The sequence below is a fragment of the Pseudomonas sp. PSPC2-3 genome, from assembly GCF_049898265.1.
Lineage (GTDB): Bacteria > Pseudomonadota > Gammaproteobacteria > Pseudomonadales > Pseudomonadaceae > Aquipseudomonas > Aquipseudomonas veronii.
In genome coordinates this window covers 61279-74721 of the sequence record NZ_JAFCXJ010000005.1, presented here as the reverse complement: position 1 = coordinate 74721, position 13443 = coordinate 61279, and the positions used below count along the sequence as shown (strand labels likewise).

The 13443-nt window shown below is 59.5% G+C and carries 13 protein-coding genes and 1 pseudogene; 10 read left to right on the top strand and 4 right to left on the bottom strand.

Annotated elements, in window-relative coordinates:
• Window positions 1-213: 213 nt before the first annotated feature.
• The gene (locus tag ACP7E3_RS12990) at window positions 214-1128 is read left to right on the top strand and encodes a LysR substrate-binding domain-containing protein (protein ID WP_079443735.1); all 915 of its coding nucleotides are present in this window, start codon (window positions 214-216) and stop codon (window positions 1126-1128) included.
• A 41-nt stretch (window positions 1129-1169) separates the two neighbouring features.
• Here ACP7E3_RS12990 and ACP7E3_RS12985 read toward each other — a convergent pair whose 3' ends face one another.
• The 3 genes from ACP7E3_RS12985 to ACP7E3_RS12975 all read right to left on the bottom strand — a co-directional run bounded on the left by ACP7E3_RS12985 (window position 1170) and on the right by ACP7E3_RS12975 (window position 5067).
• Entirely contained in the window at window positions 1170-2537 is a 1368-nt protein-coding gene (locus tag ACP7E3_RS12985; RefSeq protein ID WP_426123283.1) for a glutamine synthetase family protein, read from the bottom strand.
• A 69-nt stretch (window positions 2538-2606) separates the two neighbouring features.
• A complete protein-coding gene (locus ACP7E3_RS12980; RefSeq protein WP_426123282.1) occupies window positions 2607-4007 on the bottom strand; it encodes an aspartate aminotransferase family protein in 1401 nt (466 codons plus the stop codon).
• Between the two features lie 274 nt (window positions 4008-4281).
• Window positions 4282-5067, bottom strand: a complete 786-nt coding sequence (locus ACP7E3_RS12975; protein WP_046383314.1) for an SDR family NAD(P)-dependent oxidoreductase — start codon at window positions 5065-5067, stop codon at window positions 4282-4284.
• Between the two features lie 97 nt (window positions 5068-5164).
• On the opposite strand from ACP7E3_RS12975, the gene ACP7E3_RS12970 reads away from it, so the two are divergent.
• Window positions 5165-6070, top strand: a complete 906-nt coding sequence (locus tag ACP7E3_RS12970; protein WP_046383313.1) for a LysR family transcriptional regulator — start codon at window positions 5165-5167, stop codon at window positions 6068-6070.
• A 216-nt stretch (window positions 6071-6286) separates the two neighbouring features.
• A pseudogene (locus tag ACP7E3_RS12965) lies at window positions 6287-6379 on the top strand (cytochrome b); the annotation flags it as partial.
• Between the two features lie 65 nt (window positions 6380-6444).
• Here the strand turns inward: ACP7E3_RS12965 and ACP7E3_RS12960 are convergent.
• A complete protein-coding gene (locus tag ACP7E3_RS12960) occupies window positions 6445-7782 on the bottom strand; it encodes a hypothetical protein (protein WP_046383312.1) in 1338 nt (445 codons plus the stop codon).
• 235 nt (window positions 7783-8017) lie between these two features.
• Between ACP7E3_RS12960 and ACP7E3_RS12955 the strand changes: the two genes are divergently transcribed.
• The 7 genes from ACP7E3_RS12955 to ACP7E3_RS12925 all read left to right on the top strand — a co-directional run bounded on the left by ACP7E3_RS12955 (window position 8018) and on the right by ACP7E3_RS12925 (window position 13433).
• Window positions 8018-8410 (top strand): DUF6152 family protein, encoded by a 393-nt coding sequence (locus ACP7E3_RS12955; RefSeq protein WP_046383311.1) that lies wholly within the window; start codon window positions 8018-8020, stop codon window positions 8408-8410.
• Between the two features lie 64 nt (window positions 8411-8474).
• On the top strand, window positions 8475-9257 hold the full coding sequence (locus ACP7E3_RS12950) for a hypothetical protein (protein WP_046383310.1): 783 nt from the start codon (window positions 8475-8477) through the stop codon (window positions 9255-9257).
• A gap of 32 nt (window positions 9258-9289) precedes the next feature.
• A complete protein-coding gene (locus ACP7E3_RS12945) occupies window positions 9290-10780 on the top strand; it encodes an alpha/beta hydrolase domain-containing protein (RefSeq protein WP_426123278.1) in 1491 nt (496 codons plus the stop codon).
• 22 nt (window positions 10781-10802) lie between these two features.
• Complete coding sequence (locus ACP7E3_RS12940; RefSeq protein WP_046383309.1) at window positions 10803-11282, top strand: DUF6644 family protein; 480 nt, start codon at window positions 10803-10805, stop codon at window positions 11280-11282.
• 32 nt (window positions 11283-11314) lie between these two features.
• Entirely contained in the window at window positions 11315-11803 is a 489-nt protein-coding gene (locus ACP7E3_RS12935; protein ID WP_108524037.1) for a DUF6644 family protein, read from the top strand.
• Window positions 11803-12504, top strand: a complete 702-nt coding sequence (locus ACP7E3_RS12930) for a DUF6162 family protein (protein ID WP_108524036.1) — start codon at window positions 11803-11805, stop codon at window positions 12502-12504. Before ACP7E3_RS12935 ends, ACP7E3_RS12930 begins: the two co-directional genes overlap by 1 nt.
• The gene (locus ACP7E3_RS12925; protein ID WP_046383306.1) at window positions 12501-13433 is read left to right on the top strand and encodes a metal ABC transporter solute-binding protein, Zn/Mn family; all 933 of its coding nucleotides are present in this window, start codon (window positions 12501-12503) and stop codon (window positions 13431-13433) included. The genes ACP7E3_RS12930 and ACP7E3_RS12925 overlap by 4 nt, the downstream gene beginning before the upstream one ends.
• Window positions 13434-13443: the final 10 nt, after the last annotated feature.

Sequence of the window (13443 nt, the reverse complement as noted above, 5' to 3'; positions counted from 1 at the left end):
TAAGACCACCGGTCGCCGTTAATAGTCGACATGTCTGTCATTGATTCCGCGACTGAGGAATAGACCTCAACTATCGTAGGAAAACTCAATTAGCCGGTGCAGAGTACCAGCCTTTCCCCGTAAGATTCATGCCGGTCATGCTCCGAGCATGGAGATCATAGGGATCATGTATGGCCGCTCTCGTCAAGTTTACAGACTCATCCAGGACACAAGATGAACCGTAACGACCTGCGTCGTGTCGACCTTAACCTCTTGATCGTATTCGAAACCTTGATGCATGAGCGCAGTGTGACCCGTGCCGCCGAGAAATTGTTCCTCGGCCAGCCGGCCATCAGCGCGGCACTGTCGCGCCTGCGCGGTCTCTTCGATGACCCTCTGTTTGTGCGTACCGGGCGCAGCATGGAGCCGTCGGCCCGCGCCGTGGAAATTTTCGCCCTGCTGTCCCCGGCCCTGGACTCGATTTCCACCGCCGTCAGCCGCGCCGCCGAATTCGACCCGGCCACCAGCACCGCCGTGTTCCGCATCGGCCTGTCGGACGACGTCGAGTTCGCCCTGCTCCCCCAACTGCTCAAACGCCTGCGCGCCGAAGCCCCCGGCATCGTGCTCGTCGTGCGCCGTGTCAATTACATCCTGATGCCCGGCCTGCTCGCCTCCGGCGAAATCTCCATCGGCGTCAGCTACACCGCCGAGCTACCGGCCAACGCCAAGCGCAAGGTACTGCGCCGCAGCCTACCGAAACTGCTACGCGCCGACAGCGTGCCCGGCGCCCTCAGCCTGGACGACTTCTGCGCCCGCCCTCATGCGCTGGTGTCGTTTGCCGGGGACTTGAGTGGGTTTATCGACGAAGAACTCGAAAAGCTCGACCGCAAACGCCATGTGGTGTTGGCCGTGCCGCAATTCAACGGCCTGGGCACCCTGCTTGCCGGGACCGACATCGTCGCCATCGTGCCAGACTACGCCGCCGAGGCCCTGACCGCGGCGGGCGGCTTGCGCACCGAGGATCCACCACTGCCGGTGCGCTCGTTCGAGTTGCACATGGCGTGGCGGGGCTCGCAGGACAATGATCCGGGTGAGCGTTGGTTGCGGTCGCGGATTCAGATGTTTTTTGGCGACCCGGATAGCCTTTGAGATCGACCAGTTCGCATTTCAAGGCAGCCAGCCGCCATCACTCATGCGTGAGTGAGGTACCAGCGCCAGTCCTGCTCCCCGACTTCAGCATTGAATGTACGGAACTCGCGCCACTTGATCGCCAGGAACACCTTCAGGAATTCAGCCCCCAGCACCTCACATGCCCACGTTGAACGTTGCAGTGCCTGCAACGCTGTAAGCCAGTCGGTGGGTAGAAATTCGGTCGCCTGTTCATAGCCATTGCCCACAATCGCCGCGCCAGGATCGCTTTGATGAGTGATGCCGTGGTGAATGCCCGCCAGTACTGCGGCGGCAGCGAGATAGGGGTTGGCATCGGCACCGCAAATACGGTGTTCGATGTGCCGACTTATCGCGGGGCCGCCGGGTACGCGGAACGACACAGTACGATTGTTGACGCCCCAACTTTTGGCCAGCGGCGCGTAACTGCCGGTCTGGAAGCGTCGATATGAATTGGCATGCGGGCAAAATATCGCCAGCGAGTCAAACAAGGTCTCCATCATCCCACCGATGGAGTGCCGCAACAGCGGCGTGCCCTGTGGGTCTTCGCTCGCATACAGGTTGTGACCCTGCTCGTCGGCAAGGCTGACGTGCAAATGCATACCGCTACCGGCCTGATCGCTGAATGGCTTGGCCATGAAGCACGCTTGCAGCCCATGTTGGTTGGCCACGCCTTTGACCAGGCGTTTGTAACGTACACCTTCATCAATGGCTTGGAGTGCGTCGAAACGATGCTCCAGCGTCAACTCGAGCTGGCCCGGAGCGTACTCGGAGATCGCCGTGCGTACCGGCAGCCCTTGCAGCGCGCAAGCTGCGTAGAGGTCATCAAGAAAAGATTGAAGCTGTTCCAGTTCGTATACGCCATACACCTGTGGCGCATGAGGGCGTACGCCATTGGTCTGCAACGCTGGCTGCGGCCGACCGTTGACGCCGCGTTGTTGGTCCAGCAGGTAAAACTCCAACTCAACGGCCATGACCGGATGGAATCCATCGGCTTTCAACCGCTCGATGGTGTTCACCAGGACATGGCGCGGGTCGGCCGGGGCGGCGGGAATACCTTGGGTCGGGTGCATGCTCACCTGCACTTGGCCTGTTGGGTTGGTACGCCAGGGTTGCAAGGTCAGGCTTCCCGGCAGGGGGTAAGTCCAGCAATCAGCGTCAGCGACGTCCCAGACCAGGCCAGTCTCGTCTACGTCTTCACCCTGCACGGTCAGGGCGAGAATCGAACTTGGCAGCGGCCGACCATTTTCGTAGATCGCCAGCAGTTCGTCGCGATGCAACAGTTTGCCCCGTGGAACACCATTGGCGTCGATAAGAAACAACTCGATGCTCAGCACTTCAGGGTGGGCGGCCAGATAATCCTGAGCCTCTTTTTTATCAGCAAATTGCATGTCAAACCTCTCAGCGCTCATTCAAGCGACTTGGCAGTATGTGAGAAAAGTGGGGCTTCAGACGTCCAGTCATGAAGGGGTGACGCGAGCGCCAGGTAGGGCAAGCAGCGTGGTCAGCGCGCGATCCAACTCATCGATCAGCCTGTCGATATCCGCCTGACTTGTCTGCGGACAGCACAGGGTCATGTTGTGAAAAGGCGTGATCAGGATGCCGCGGTTGATTAGATAAAGGTGCAGAGCCATTTGAAGGCTGTCATGAAAAGCCGCTTCGGCTTGCGCGCCTGTTCTGGGCGACGTGGCACAGAATTGAAACTCACAACGAGCCCCTAACTCTGTGACAGACCAGTTCAGTTGGTGGCGCTTGAACAACGCTCGAAATCCCTGGGCGAGTCTTGAGGCCAGGGGCAGCATGTGCTGGTACGCAGACGCTGTCATGACCTCTTCAAGACTGACTCGCATGCAATGCATCGCCAGGGCGTTGGCGGACAGCGTCGTTCCCATCCCACTGTGGCCATGCCCGCCACTCTCTTCGCTGACGGCCTTCTGCGCGTCGCGCATGGCCAAGGCGACTTGCTCGCTAATGCCAAACACCGCGCATGGCACGCCACCTGCGATGGGTTTACCCACCACGAAAAAGTCGGGTTTCAAATCCCACTGGCGAGTGCATCCACCGATGTCGGTGGAAATAGTGTGGGTCTCATCAATGACCAACAGGCTGCCATATTTAAGGGTCAACTCTCGGCACTTTTGCATGAACCCCGGATCGGGCAGGACCATGCCTATGTTCGTCATCGCCGGCTCGCACATCAGCGCGCACACATCGCCCTGGGCTAACGCCGCCTCAAGCGCGTCGACGTCGTTGAAGGGGATGGATCGACTGTATTGGGTCAAGTCGTAGGCTTGGCCCACAAGGCCGGCACGGTGCACTGTTTTGCCGTCGCGGTAGCGCACCATCACGTCATCTACGGTGCCGTGATAACAGCCGTCGAACACCAGCAACACATTACGTTTGGTGATCGCGCGCGCCCAGCGCAACACATAACGATTGGCGTCCGTCGCATTGGCGGTCACCTGCCAATAAGGCAGCTCGAATCGCTGAGCCAGCAACTCGCCGCAGACCACCGCGTCTTCGCCAGGCAGCATGGTGGTCAAGCCATTATTTGCCTGCTCGGCGATGGCGCGGGCAATAGGATCCGGTGAATGGCCAAACATCGTGCCGGTGTCGCCCAGGCAGAAGTCAATGTATTCATGATCGTCAACATCGGTGAAGCGTGCGCCTTTGGCACGCTGGACGAAGAGCGGTGAAGGCATTGACCAATCGCTCATCCAGTGCATGGGAACACCATTGAACAGATGAGCCTTGGCACGCTTGGCGAGCGCCATTGACGTTGGGTTGTTTTGTATAAAACGGGCACGTTCGGAGGCGGTAAAAGCAGCAATCGCTGATTCACTAATTCCACTTTTCGACATGATAAAAACCCTCTTTTAATTATTACATTAATTAAAATTCGTCACCGTCGAGATAAAAAGATAATCCATCGCCACACTCACTCCCCTCTCAGTTCGTGAATGACTGAAAACAACGTGCCAACCTCTTATGACTTGAGTGTTCGCCATCAGTATTTGCAGCGCGGATTAACCTATGCCTGGGTATATTGCGGTGAGCGCAGAAACTTTATTTTGATCATTAATTTATCCCGCTGAATAATCTGAGATTCAGGGAATAAACCGACGTAACTTGAAGTCAGGCGTGAGGAGCCTTGTTCTCGACCAGACAGTTCCCGCCGTCCACCACAAGGACTTCACCCGTGATGTAACTGGCGTCAGGCGACGCCAGAAATGCAACCGCCGCCGCCACTTCACGGGGGTTGCCTGCCCGTCCAATCGGGGTAAAGCGCCCCGCCGCTGCTTCAACGGGCGTGGTTGAGCCGGTGGTGATCCATCCGGGCGCCACGCTGTTTACAGTAATCCCCTGCTTGGCGACTTCAAGTGCAAGCCCCATGTTCATGCCAACCATCGCGGCCTTGGCTGCGCTATAAGCGGCCTCGCCCGGATTGCTCCCCCGAGTGCCCGTGGTGGAACTAATATTGACAATGCGCCCGTAACTTCGCGCCCGCATACCGGGCAAAACGGCCCGAGTTAAAAGAAAAGCCGTGGTTAAGTTTCTTGCCAGTGAAAGATTCCATTCCTGCAGTTCCATACTCGCCAATTCCGAAAAAATCTCAGGGCTTCCTTGCATGGCCATACCGGCGTTATTCACCAGGATATCGACCCGCCCCCAGACTGACTCTGCCCACAGGCTGAATTCACGCACTTGGATTTCATCGGTGAGGTCAGCTGGCCGGCCTTCAACTTCAAACCCTTCAAGGCGTAGCTCTTTAACCCGATCCGCGATGCGGCTGCTGCTGGCAGTGACGATCAACTTCGCCCCGGATGCACCTAGCCTGCGAGCGATCGCCATACCAATGCCAGCTTCACTTCCAGCACCACTGACAAGTGCCACATGCCCCATCAACTCGGTATTTAACATGGTGTTCCCCACGTACTTAATTTGTAATAGGAGTGGAAATTAGGCTAATGAATCTGATAAATAAAGACGATCATTATCAGAAAATCTGACAACCACGATGGCATTTACCAGCGAGTCACTTAAAATTTTCCTTTCGGTCGTGGACAGCGGCTCCTTTTCCGCCGCAGCCCGAAAGTTAGGCCGGGTTCCCTCCGCTATCAACATGGCGGTGTCGCAGCTTGAAGCAGAGTTGGATCTCTTGCTTTTTGACCGATCGACCCGCAAAGCCATTCCGACCGCAGCCGCCAAAGCACTTGAGCCCCAGGCAAGACAGGTCGCTAGCCAGTTAAACCTGCTGGACGCCCATGCCCTCCAGCTTCATCAGGGGTTGGAGGGGCGCTTGGTCCTTGCGATGGCGCCAGAGCTGCAAACAGGCGTGTGGAATCGTCCGCTGTCCATTATCGCCAAAGAGTTTCCCACGCTTGAAATCGAGATTCGCTCCGCGTCCCATCCGGAGGCGATTCGCATGCTCCATGAAGGACGTGTGCAATTGGCACTTGGATTTGAACGACCCGGGCTTGACGAGCGGGAGACGTTTCTTGAAGCGGGGAGCCAGTTGTTAGTCGCAGTTGCCTCTCCAGATCATCCGGCGGCCGCCGGCAAGAAAAGCCCTTTAGGTGAAGAGCAACTGGTGGACGTTCGGCAGATCATCGTTGCGACTGGAGGACCTACAGACTCTGACCCACGTGTTGTGCTGTCGCGGCGGATTTGGCTCAGCGACAGTTATCTGGCAACGCTGGATCTGGTGCAGCAAGGATTGGGCTGGGCTTATCTTCCACAGCCGCTGGTACAACCGCTAATCACTTCGGGCGCATTGACGGAGGTGGTGTTTGACAACATGCCAAGTCAGATGCGGTTATGGGTCGACATCATCTGGGTAAAGAACCGACCTCTGGGGCTGGGCGCGCGTCGTTACCTGAGTCTGATGCGCGAAATTGCCGAGGGCGAGCCTCGTCGTACTTGAGAAGTAAAAAAATTGGAGGGATTTTTAGTGGCCACCAACTGACTGCTGCGAACAGCCGAAACCGGGTTCTTCTGCGTCGCGATCACGGTGCTTATTCAAACACTGCATGCCTGGCCAGTTTTCAGGAAACCCCCACCGATGTCCCTGGTCTTTACTTGGAGGTCAGGGCGTCGAGCAAGCTTGGGAAACCCCTTTCCAAGTTCTGGCGCTTAAAGCATCGGCTGCACGGTGCTGCATGTGGCAGGCGCCCTCAAGCATCGCTTCTACGACCGCGACCCGCGCAACGACGTGTTGCGCCGCATGCTCTGAATGGATGAGGCGTTGACGCAAAACGCCAACGCCTGCAAGGCCCCGCGATAGACGTCAATGACGACTCAGAACGTCGCCCACACAATGAACTGCATGTACGTGTTGGTTGATGCGTCGCCGCTCTGGCGGCCACCGTTGCCCAGCCACTTCTCCGGCTTGTAGAAGCCCACCAGCGGCGAAAGCGTGATGTTTTCCGTGACCGCCCAATCCAGAAACAGGTCGACCTCCTGCGCAGCGAAGTCCAGCTCATGGCGACGGGAAAGCTGGTGGTAGTCGAACGCCATCGCGTTAAGGGTCAACTTCTCGGTCGGCTTGACCGAGAGGAGTACATCGTTGATCTGCATGTTCGAAGTCACGGCGCCCGCATAATTAAGCGCAACTTCCCCCTGGAGGCGTTTGCGATAACCGCCCTGGAACAGGAAGTCCCAGCCTTCGGAGTAGCGCGAATAACGATAGCTGACGGTCGGTTGCCATGGTGCATCGACGAACGTGTAACCCGCGTCGAAAAACATCGCTCGCTGTGAGCCCGAACGCTTTTCCTGGCGGGCCACCTCGAAGGCAAAATCGGCGTTCTCGATTCCAGCATTGCCCTGCCCACGAATGCTGTAGACGTTCATGCCCTTGCGCTCAAGCCGATCTGCAAAGGCATATTTCTCATCCACATCCAGGCCGTGTACGTAGGTCGAACCGATCGAACCAATGGGGGTGGTGTAATCGATAGTGCCCACTGCCAGTTCGGTCTTGGACTGCCCAGCGTTGTCGGATTTCAGCCATATCAAGCTAGCGTGCAGCCCTTCCTTGCCGCCCAACTTCAGCACCGCTGTATTGCCGAACGCCAGGCGTTGGCCAAGGTAAAAGGCGCCACCACGGTTAAACCGGCCATCATGCACGCCCTCAATGGGGTTGAATGCGTTACCCGCGTCGAATCCATCGTCGGTAATCAGAAAGCCGTCCACCGTGACAATCTGGCGCCCGAAAGAAAAATCCACGCCATCCTTGCCCAGGGCGGGTAGCAGGTCGCCGGATCTCCAGCCCAGGAACGCGTCTTCCACAGCGGTTCGTCGCTCATTGCCCGCCGTGGTCGCCCCCATGTCTCCGTCCCCCCATGACCCGCTGCTAAGCAGGCTGAAGCCGCCATACACCGAGCCGGCGACGATCTTATCCGTGGAACCAGTGAGACCGTATTTGACGTAACCCTCCTGCCAGTGCATGCCGCCGGGTTGTTTTTGCGGATCACCGAGGTAGTTATGGGTACTGCCAAACCAGCCAAATGCAGCGCCCAGGTCGGCGTTCAAAACGGTTGTACCGTCATCTTCGTTGTAAAGCGTGTAGGCATGTGCCTGTGAGCCGACTGCACAGAGTGCAACCAGCGACAGTAATGGCGCGTAGGGGGGGATGCGCATGACGTCTCTCCTGTTTTTATAGTTGTGAGGCGAGGCACGAGTGTTCCCGTTTGGGCCGTGAAGCGGTAACCCAAATCAGCACGTACAGGCATTTGCTCCCCCCTCCTTCGTCACGCACCACCTCACTGGTGCAACAACCTCCCTTTGCTCAATAGTTGCCGTTTTGGGATACGGCTTCTGAGCGCGTCCGCCCTATGCTGGGCCGATAAGAACCATAAAAAACGAGGCACCCGTCATGACCGCTTTATTACCCTTTCGCTTATTCCGTCAGGGGCTTTGTCTTCTGACCCTCATCACCTGCAGCGCACTGCCACCGGTTGCCAGTGCCCATCATTCATTCGCGCTGTTCGACCAGACCCAGACAACCACGATCAAAGGTGTCGTCGAGCGCTTTGCCTGGACCAACCCTCACATCACGATTTACGTCGATGTGCCCGGTCCGCCCTCCCAACGCTTCAAGATCGAGACGGGCAGCGTCAACGCGCTGCAACGAACGGGTTGGACGGCCAACTCGATCAAGGCTGGCGAGACCGCCGAGGTGTCCTTCAAACCGTTGAAAAACGGCGAGCCGGGCGGGCTGCTGGTGGAGATCAAGATCGGTGACGTGGTGCTCTCGGGCGGCGGCTAAACGCAGCCCCTCCCGAATGCGACAACAACAGAACTGGGCAAACCAGCAACGCGGAGACATTTCAATGAAACCAGCACGTACCACCCACACAGCCATGCTCCTCCTGGGCGTGGTCCTCGCGACCTTCGCCGGAATGAGCAGCGCTGCCACGGCATCGAAAACCCAAACCGACAGGCACAGCGTGGCCACCCGGCCGGACATCAGTGGCACCTGGGAAAGAACCCCGGACGACTGGTTCGGCGAGAACCCGGACGATCCGGTTCACCCCGGTGGGCCGATGGACCTCAAGGCGTCCTACGCCGCCGAGTACGCCGAACTCAAGAAGAAAGAAGCCGTGGCCAACGCCGCCGGCACGCCGATCGCCACCACCAGTTCCAGGTGCCTGCCCGAGGGCATGCCGACAATGATGGCGGCGCTCTTCCCGATCCAGATCATTCGCGATGACAAGCAAGTGATCATCCTCGGCGAGTATCTCCAGCAAGTGCGGCGAATTCTCTTGAACCAGGCCATGCCGCCCACAGACGAACTCGACCCGAAGTACCAAGGCCATTCGCGCGGCCACTGGGAGGGCGACACGCTGGTGGTCGAGACCCAACGCGTGCGAACGGACGTGCGCTTCTACGACGTGCCCCACGGACCGGCGATGAAGATCACCGAACGCATCCGGCTGCGCGGGCCGGATCACCTGGAAAACCAGGTCCTGATCGAAGACCCGCAGGTACTCAACACCCCCTATCGCTTTACGTTTGAGTACAAGCGCTCCAACTACGCCATCCAAGAGTACGTGTGCGAGAACAACCAGATCGTGATCGACAGCGAGGGCAAGGCATCTCTGAGCCTTGAGTGAATCTGCCCATCCCCCCTGCTGGAGCTTTACGAATGGAACGCCTGATCCCCATCAGCCTCAGCGTCGTGCTGTCGCTGTGCATCGCGTCGAACACCTTCGCCGAGGTGCCGCGCATGCCCACGGCCATCGCGGTACCGCCCTCGGACAAACCGCCGCTGTCGTCGGCAAAACGCCAGGGCACCGAATACAGCGACCTCGACCGGTACGGCTACATCGAGCAAGAGTACTACCTGCAAGGCGTCGCCCCGGCCATTACCGCCGCCGGCAAAACCCTGTTGGAAGCGCCTTACACCACGCGCATTCTGGTGCGTAAACCGGCGGACCCGGCACACTTCAATGGCACGGTGGTGATCGAGCCATTCAGTTGGTTCGGCGAGCGTGGCGCAGGCTGGATCCTGACCCGCGACTATCTGCTGCGGCGCGGCTACGCATACGTCGGGTACACATTGAATGTGAACAAGCCGGCGGTAGATCCCAAGTTCATCTCCGACACCCCGGCGGCTGAGGCCGAACAGATCGCCCAATACGGACAGATCGTGAACTTCGAGTTCATGCGCCGCTTCGACTTCGCCCGCTACGCACCGCTGGGCACCTATTACGACCCGGCGCACTTTACGCGGGGCGAAGCACCCGACCCGTTTGCGCCCCAGTCACAAGGGATCGGCGCGCAACTGGCGTTGCTGCTTAAAACCAACGGGGCACAGGGCCCGTTGGCGGGCCTGGATGTGCAGCGCGTCTATGTGAATAGCTGGGCCGTCACCGCGCAAGTGTGGATGGACTATCTCGACCAGGGCCGTCACCAGCAATGGCGCATGCCCGACGAAACGCCGCTGATCGACGCCTATATGACCGGCCGCATGGCCTATGGAGAAGTGGGCGGCGAGGTGATCCGGGTGCCACGCCAGATGCCCGCAGGCGTGCCGTTCGTGACCGTCTACAGCCAGTCCGAACTGATGCACGACGTGATCGAAGGCATCCCGCTGCCCGCGGACACCGACGCCCCGCAGCTGCGCTACTACGAAGTCACCGGCATGCCCCATCTGCGCCTGGCCGACCTGGGCACGGATCACACCGAAAAGCTCGCTGCCGACATCGGCAAGGGCGACGACCCGCGCTGCCGGACGCTGTACGACGAACCGGTTGAACTGGTGGTCTCGGCGTTGCTCGATGGCATGGACCAGTGGGTACGCGACGGTAAACCGATGCCCAACGCCCCCCGGGTGGTACGCGACGGCAAGGCCGCTGCCCGCACGCCCGCCACCGGCAACCTGCAAGGCGGCGTGCGCCCGCCGTGGATCCAGGTGCCCAGCGCCAGCTACCTCACCGATCAAGAGAGCGGCTGCGGGCTGATCTACGACACCAAGGTGCCGTACTCCAAAGAAGAGCTGGGCCAGCGCTATGGAGATTTCAGCCGCTACGCACAGAAATTCGAAGACGCCAAAGCCGTTTCGATCCAGCAAGGGTACTTGCTGCCGGAGGATGCGGCGCGATTGCATCCGATCGCAACCCCTCAAGATTTCTAACCCACTGCGGGAGAAAAAGCCGATGTCCTCTTCACTCATCATTGCCTGGATCTACGCGTCACCGTTGAGCACTGCCATCCGCGACATCCTGTGGGTCATCCCCACGGTGCAGAGCATTCATATCATCGCCATCACCGTGCTGTTTGGTTCGGCGCTGATTTCCGATCTGCGACTGGCGGGCGTGTTCGCCAGCGATGAGCCCTTGCGCGGCATCGTATGCCGTTACTACCCATGGATGCGCAATGCACTGATCGTGCTGTTGTGCACCGGGTTACTGATGATCATCGCCGAGCCTGATCGGGTGCTCGTCAACTCGACGTTCTGGCTGAAGATGGTCCTGGTGGTGACTGCGTTCAGCTTGACCTGGTTGCTTCGCCGCCCGCTGCTGCGCTCTGCCGGCAGTGACGTCGCGTCGGGTTCCGTCAAGGCGTTTGCGTGGCTGTCGATCGGTTTGTGGTGCGTCGTGATCATCTGCGGCCGCTGGATCGCCTACACGATCTAAGCGTTTTCAACCCAAGTTCTCAGGTATTCGCCATGAATATTCAACCTCTGCTGCAAGCCGTCCAGGACACTCCAGTCGCAACGTTCATTCGCGAGTCAGGCTCGGCATTTCCGATGCTGGAGTCGGTACATGTGATCGGCATCGCCATCGTCTACGGCAGCATCGCGGTGGTCGACCTGCGTCTGCTGGGCGTGGCCGCCCACCGGCGCGGCGCGCTGAAGCTGACCCAGGATTTGCTGCCGTACACCTGGGTCGCGTTCGTGACCTGTGTCATCACTGGCCTGCTGATGTTCTGCGCCAATGGCACGACCTATGTGCAGAACACCGCGTTCCTTTTCAAGATGGGCCTGTTGATGCTGGCCGGGATCAACATGGCGATTTTCCACCTGGGCGCCTTTCGCCGGATTGCCGAATGGGACACGACGCTGCCGCCTCCCCGTCAGGCGCGTATCGCCGGCTTCAGCTCGTTGCTGTTGTGGGCGGGCGTGGTCTTTCTGGGCCGCTGGATCGCGTTTCTCTGATGGCGCGCCCGACCATTGCCGTCACGCGGGTGCGCCCACGCTCCAGCGGATGGGAGTCGCTGGCGTTGATGCTGGCGACTCTGACCGTCATCGCCGGCGTGGCCGGTTATGTGCTGCTGCGCCCCGAAAGAGTTGGCCCGCCGACCCCGTTGAGCTGGCAGGTGCGTTCCTTCGATGGCTTGGGCGCGGTCGATCAGGCCATCCACAGCGCGTTGTTACCGGCCGGTGAAGAAATCATCTGGACCAACAACGATACCGGCGGCTGGATCACCCTAGAGCGTGCGCAGGAGCTGTTGCTGCCGCCCTTCTACCGGGATGCCTTCTGGAAAGCCAATGGCGAGGTGCACTGGCAATTGATCCTGCCTGGCTCCCACCTGGCTCATAAGGGTGGCGACGACGATGCCACTGCGGCGGACCAGACCGTCAACGCCGTGTCCCAGGCCACCCTGGGGCAAGGTGCAACGGTGTACTACGGCTCTGGCGGCCATGCACCGGGCCAGAGCGCCTATTTGCTGATCATCGGTCACGCCCATGCCGGGGTGATGTGGGCCAACCAAGCGACGATTTGGGTCCACCGAGACCCGAACGCGCCCTACCCCGCCATCGTCAAGCCCGAATCCCTGGTCGGCGAGGGTTGGCGCCAAGTCATCCCTTACGACGGCGCCAGCGAAATCGAACGCGTAAAAGGAACCCAGCAATGACTGTTTCTATGAAACAACGCGCCTTGTGGCACCGTTGTATCGCGCTGTTGGTGCTGATATTCGCCATCACGCTCGCCGGCCCGGCCTTCGCCTCGGCAAAGAAACTCAGGATCGGCATCACCCTGCATCCCTACTACAGCTTCGTGGCCAATATCGTGGGTGATCGGGCAGAGGTCATTGCGCTGATCCCGGCAGAGGCCAACCCGCACAACTACCAGCCGCAGCCCGATGACATCACCCGCGCGATGAATATCGATGTGCTGGTGGTCAACGGCATCGGCCACGATGAATGGGCCTTCCAGATCATCAAGGCCGCCGGCCGCACGCAAACACTGCCGATTATCCAGGCGAATGCCACGGTGGCGCTGATTCCCATCGGTGGCGACCAGGAAGGGGTCAAGGTGGTCAACCCGCACACCTTCGTGTCCACCACGGCGGCGATCCAGCAGGTGTTCGAGATCGCTCGCCGGCTGGGAGAGCTGGACCCGGACAACGCTGCTGCGTATCGAAAAAACGCCCTGGCGTATGCCGGCCGTATCCGCGAGCTACGCGCAGGCTTCATGACGCGCTTCGCCGCGCTGGACCTGTCTTCGTTCCGCTGTGCGACGACCCATGCGGGCTACGACTACATGATGCAGGAGTTCGGCCTGTTCGTAAGCGCTGTGATCGAGCCGCGCCACGGCGTCGCCCCGACGGCACGCCAACTGGCCAACACCATCGAGGCGATCAGGAAGGCCAACGTCAAAGTGCTGTTCGCCGAGAAAAACTTCTCCCTCGACCTGGCCAAACCCATCGAAGCCGCCACCGGCGTGAAGGTGTTCGCCCTGTCCCATATCACCGGCGATACCTACAGCGCCGACGAGTTCGAGGTGGCGATGCGCGAGAACCTCAAAACCCTGGCACAAGCCGTTGAGTACACCCAGCAATGAATGCGCTAAA

What these genes read in the sequence shown, in the direction of transcription:
- ACP7E3_RS12990 (WP_079443735.1), top strand. Translation starts at nt 214, where the DNA reads ATGAACCGTAACGACCTGCGTCGTGTCGACCTTAACCTCTTGATCGTA.
- ACP7E3_RS12985 (WP_426123283.1), bottom strand. Translation starts at nt 2,537, where the DNA reads ATGCAATTTGCTGATAAAAAAGAGGCTCAGGATTATCTGGCCGCCCAC.
- ACP7E3_RS12980 (WP_426123282.1), bottom strand. Translation starts at nt 4,007, where the DNA reads ATGTCGAAAAGTGGAATTAGTGAATCAGCGATTGCTGCTTTTACCGCC.
- ACP7E3_RS12975 (WP_046383314.1), bottom strand. Translation starts at nt 5,067, where the DNA reads ATGTTAAATACCGAGTTGATGGGGCATGTGGCACTTGTCAGTGGTGCT.
- ACP7E3_RS12970 (WP_046383313.1), top strand. Translation starts at nt 5,165, where the DNA reads ATGGCATTTACCAGCGAGTCACTTAAAATTTTCCTTTCGGTCGTGGAC.
- ACP7E3_RS12960 (WP_046383312.1), bottom strand. Translation starts at nt 7,782, where the DNA reads ATGCGCATCCCCCCCTACGCGCCATTACTGTCGCTGGTTGCACTCTGT.
- ACP7E3_RS12955 (WP_046383311.1), top strand. Translation starts at nt 8,018, where the DNA reads ATGACCGCTTTATTACCCTTTCGCTTATTCCGTCAGGGGCTTTGTCTT.
- ACP7E3_RS12950 (WP_046383310.1), top strand. Translation starts at nt 8,475, where the DNA reads ATGAAACCAGCACGTACCACCCACACAGCCATGCTCCTCCTGGGCGTG.
- ACP7E3_RS12945 (WP_426123278.1), top strand. Translation starts at nt 9,290, where the DNA reads ATGGAACGCCTGATCCCCATCAGCCTCAGCGTCGTGCTGTCGCTGTGC.
- ACP7E3_RS12940 (WP_046383309.1), top strand. Translation starts at nt 10,803, where the DNA reads ATGTCCTCTTCACTCATCATTGCCTGGATCTACGCGTCACCGTTGAGC.
- ACP7E3_RS12935 (WP_108524037.1), top strand. Translation starts at nt 11,315, where the DNA reads ATGAATATTCAACCTCTGCTGCAAGCCGTCCAGGACACTCCAGTCGCA.
- ACP7E3_RS12930 (WP_108524036.1), top strand. Translation starts at nt 11,803, where the DNA reads ATGGCGCGCCCGACCATTGCCGTCACGCGGGTGCGCCCACGCTCCAGC.
- ACP7E3_RS12925 (WP_046383306.1), top strand. Translation starts at nt 12,501, where the DNA reads ATGACTGTTTCTATGAAACAACGCGCCTTGTGGCACCGTTGTATCGCG.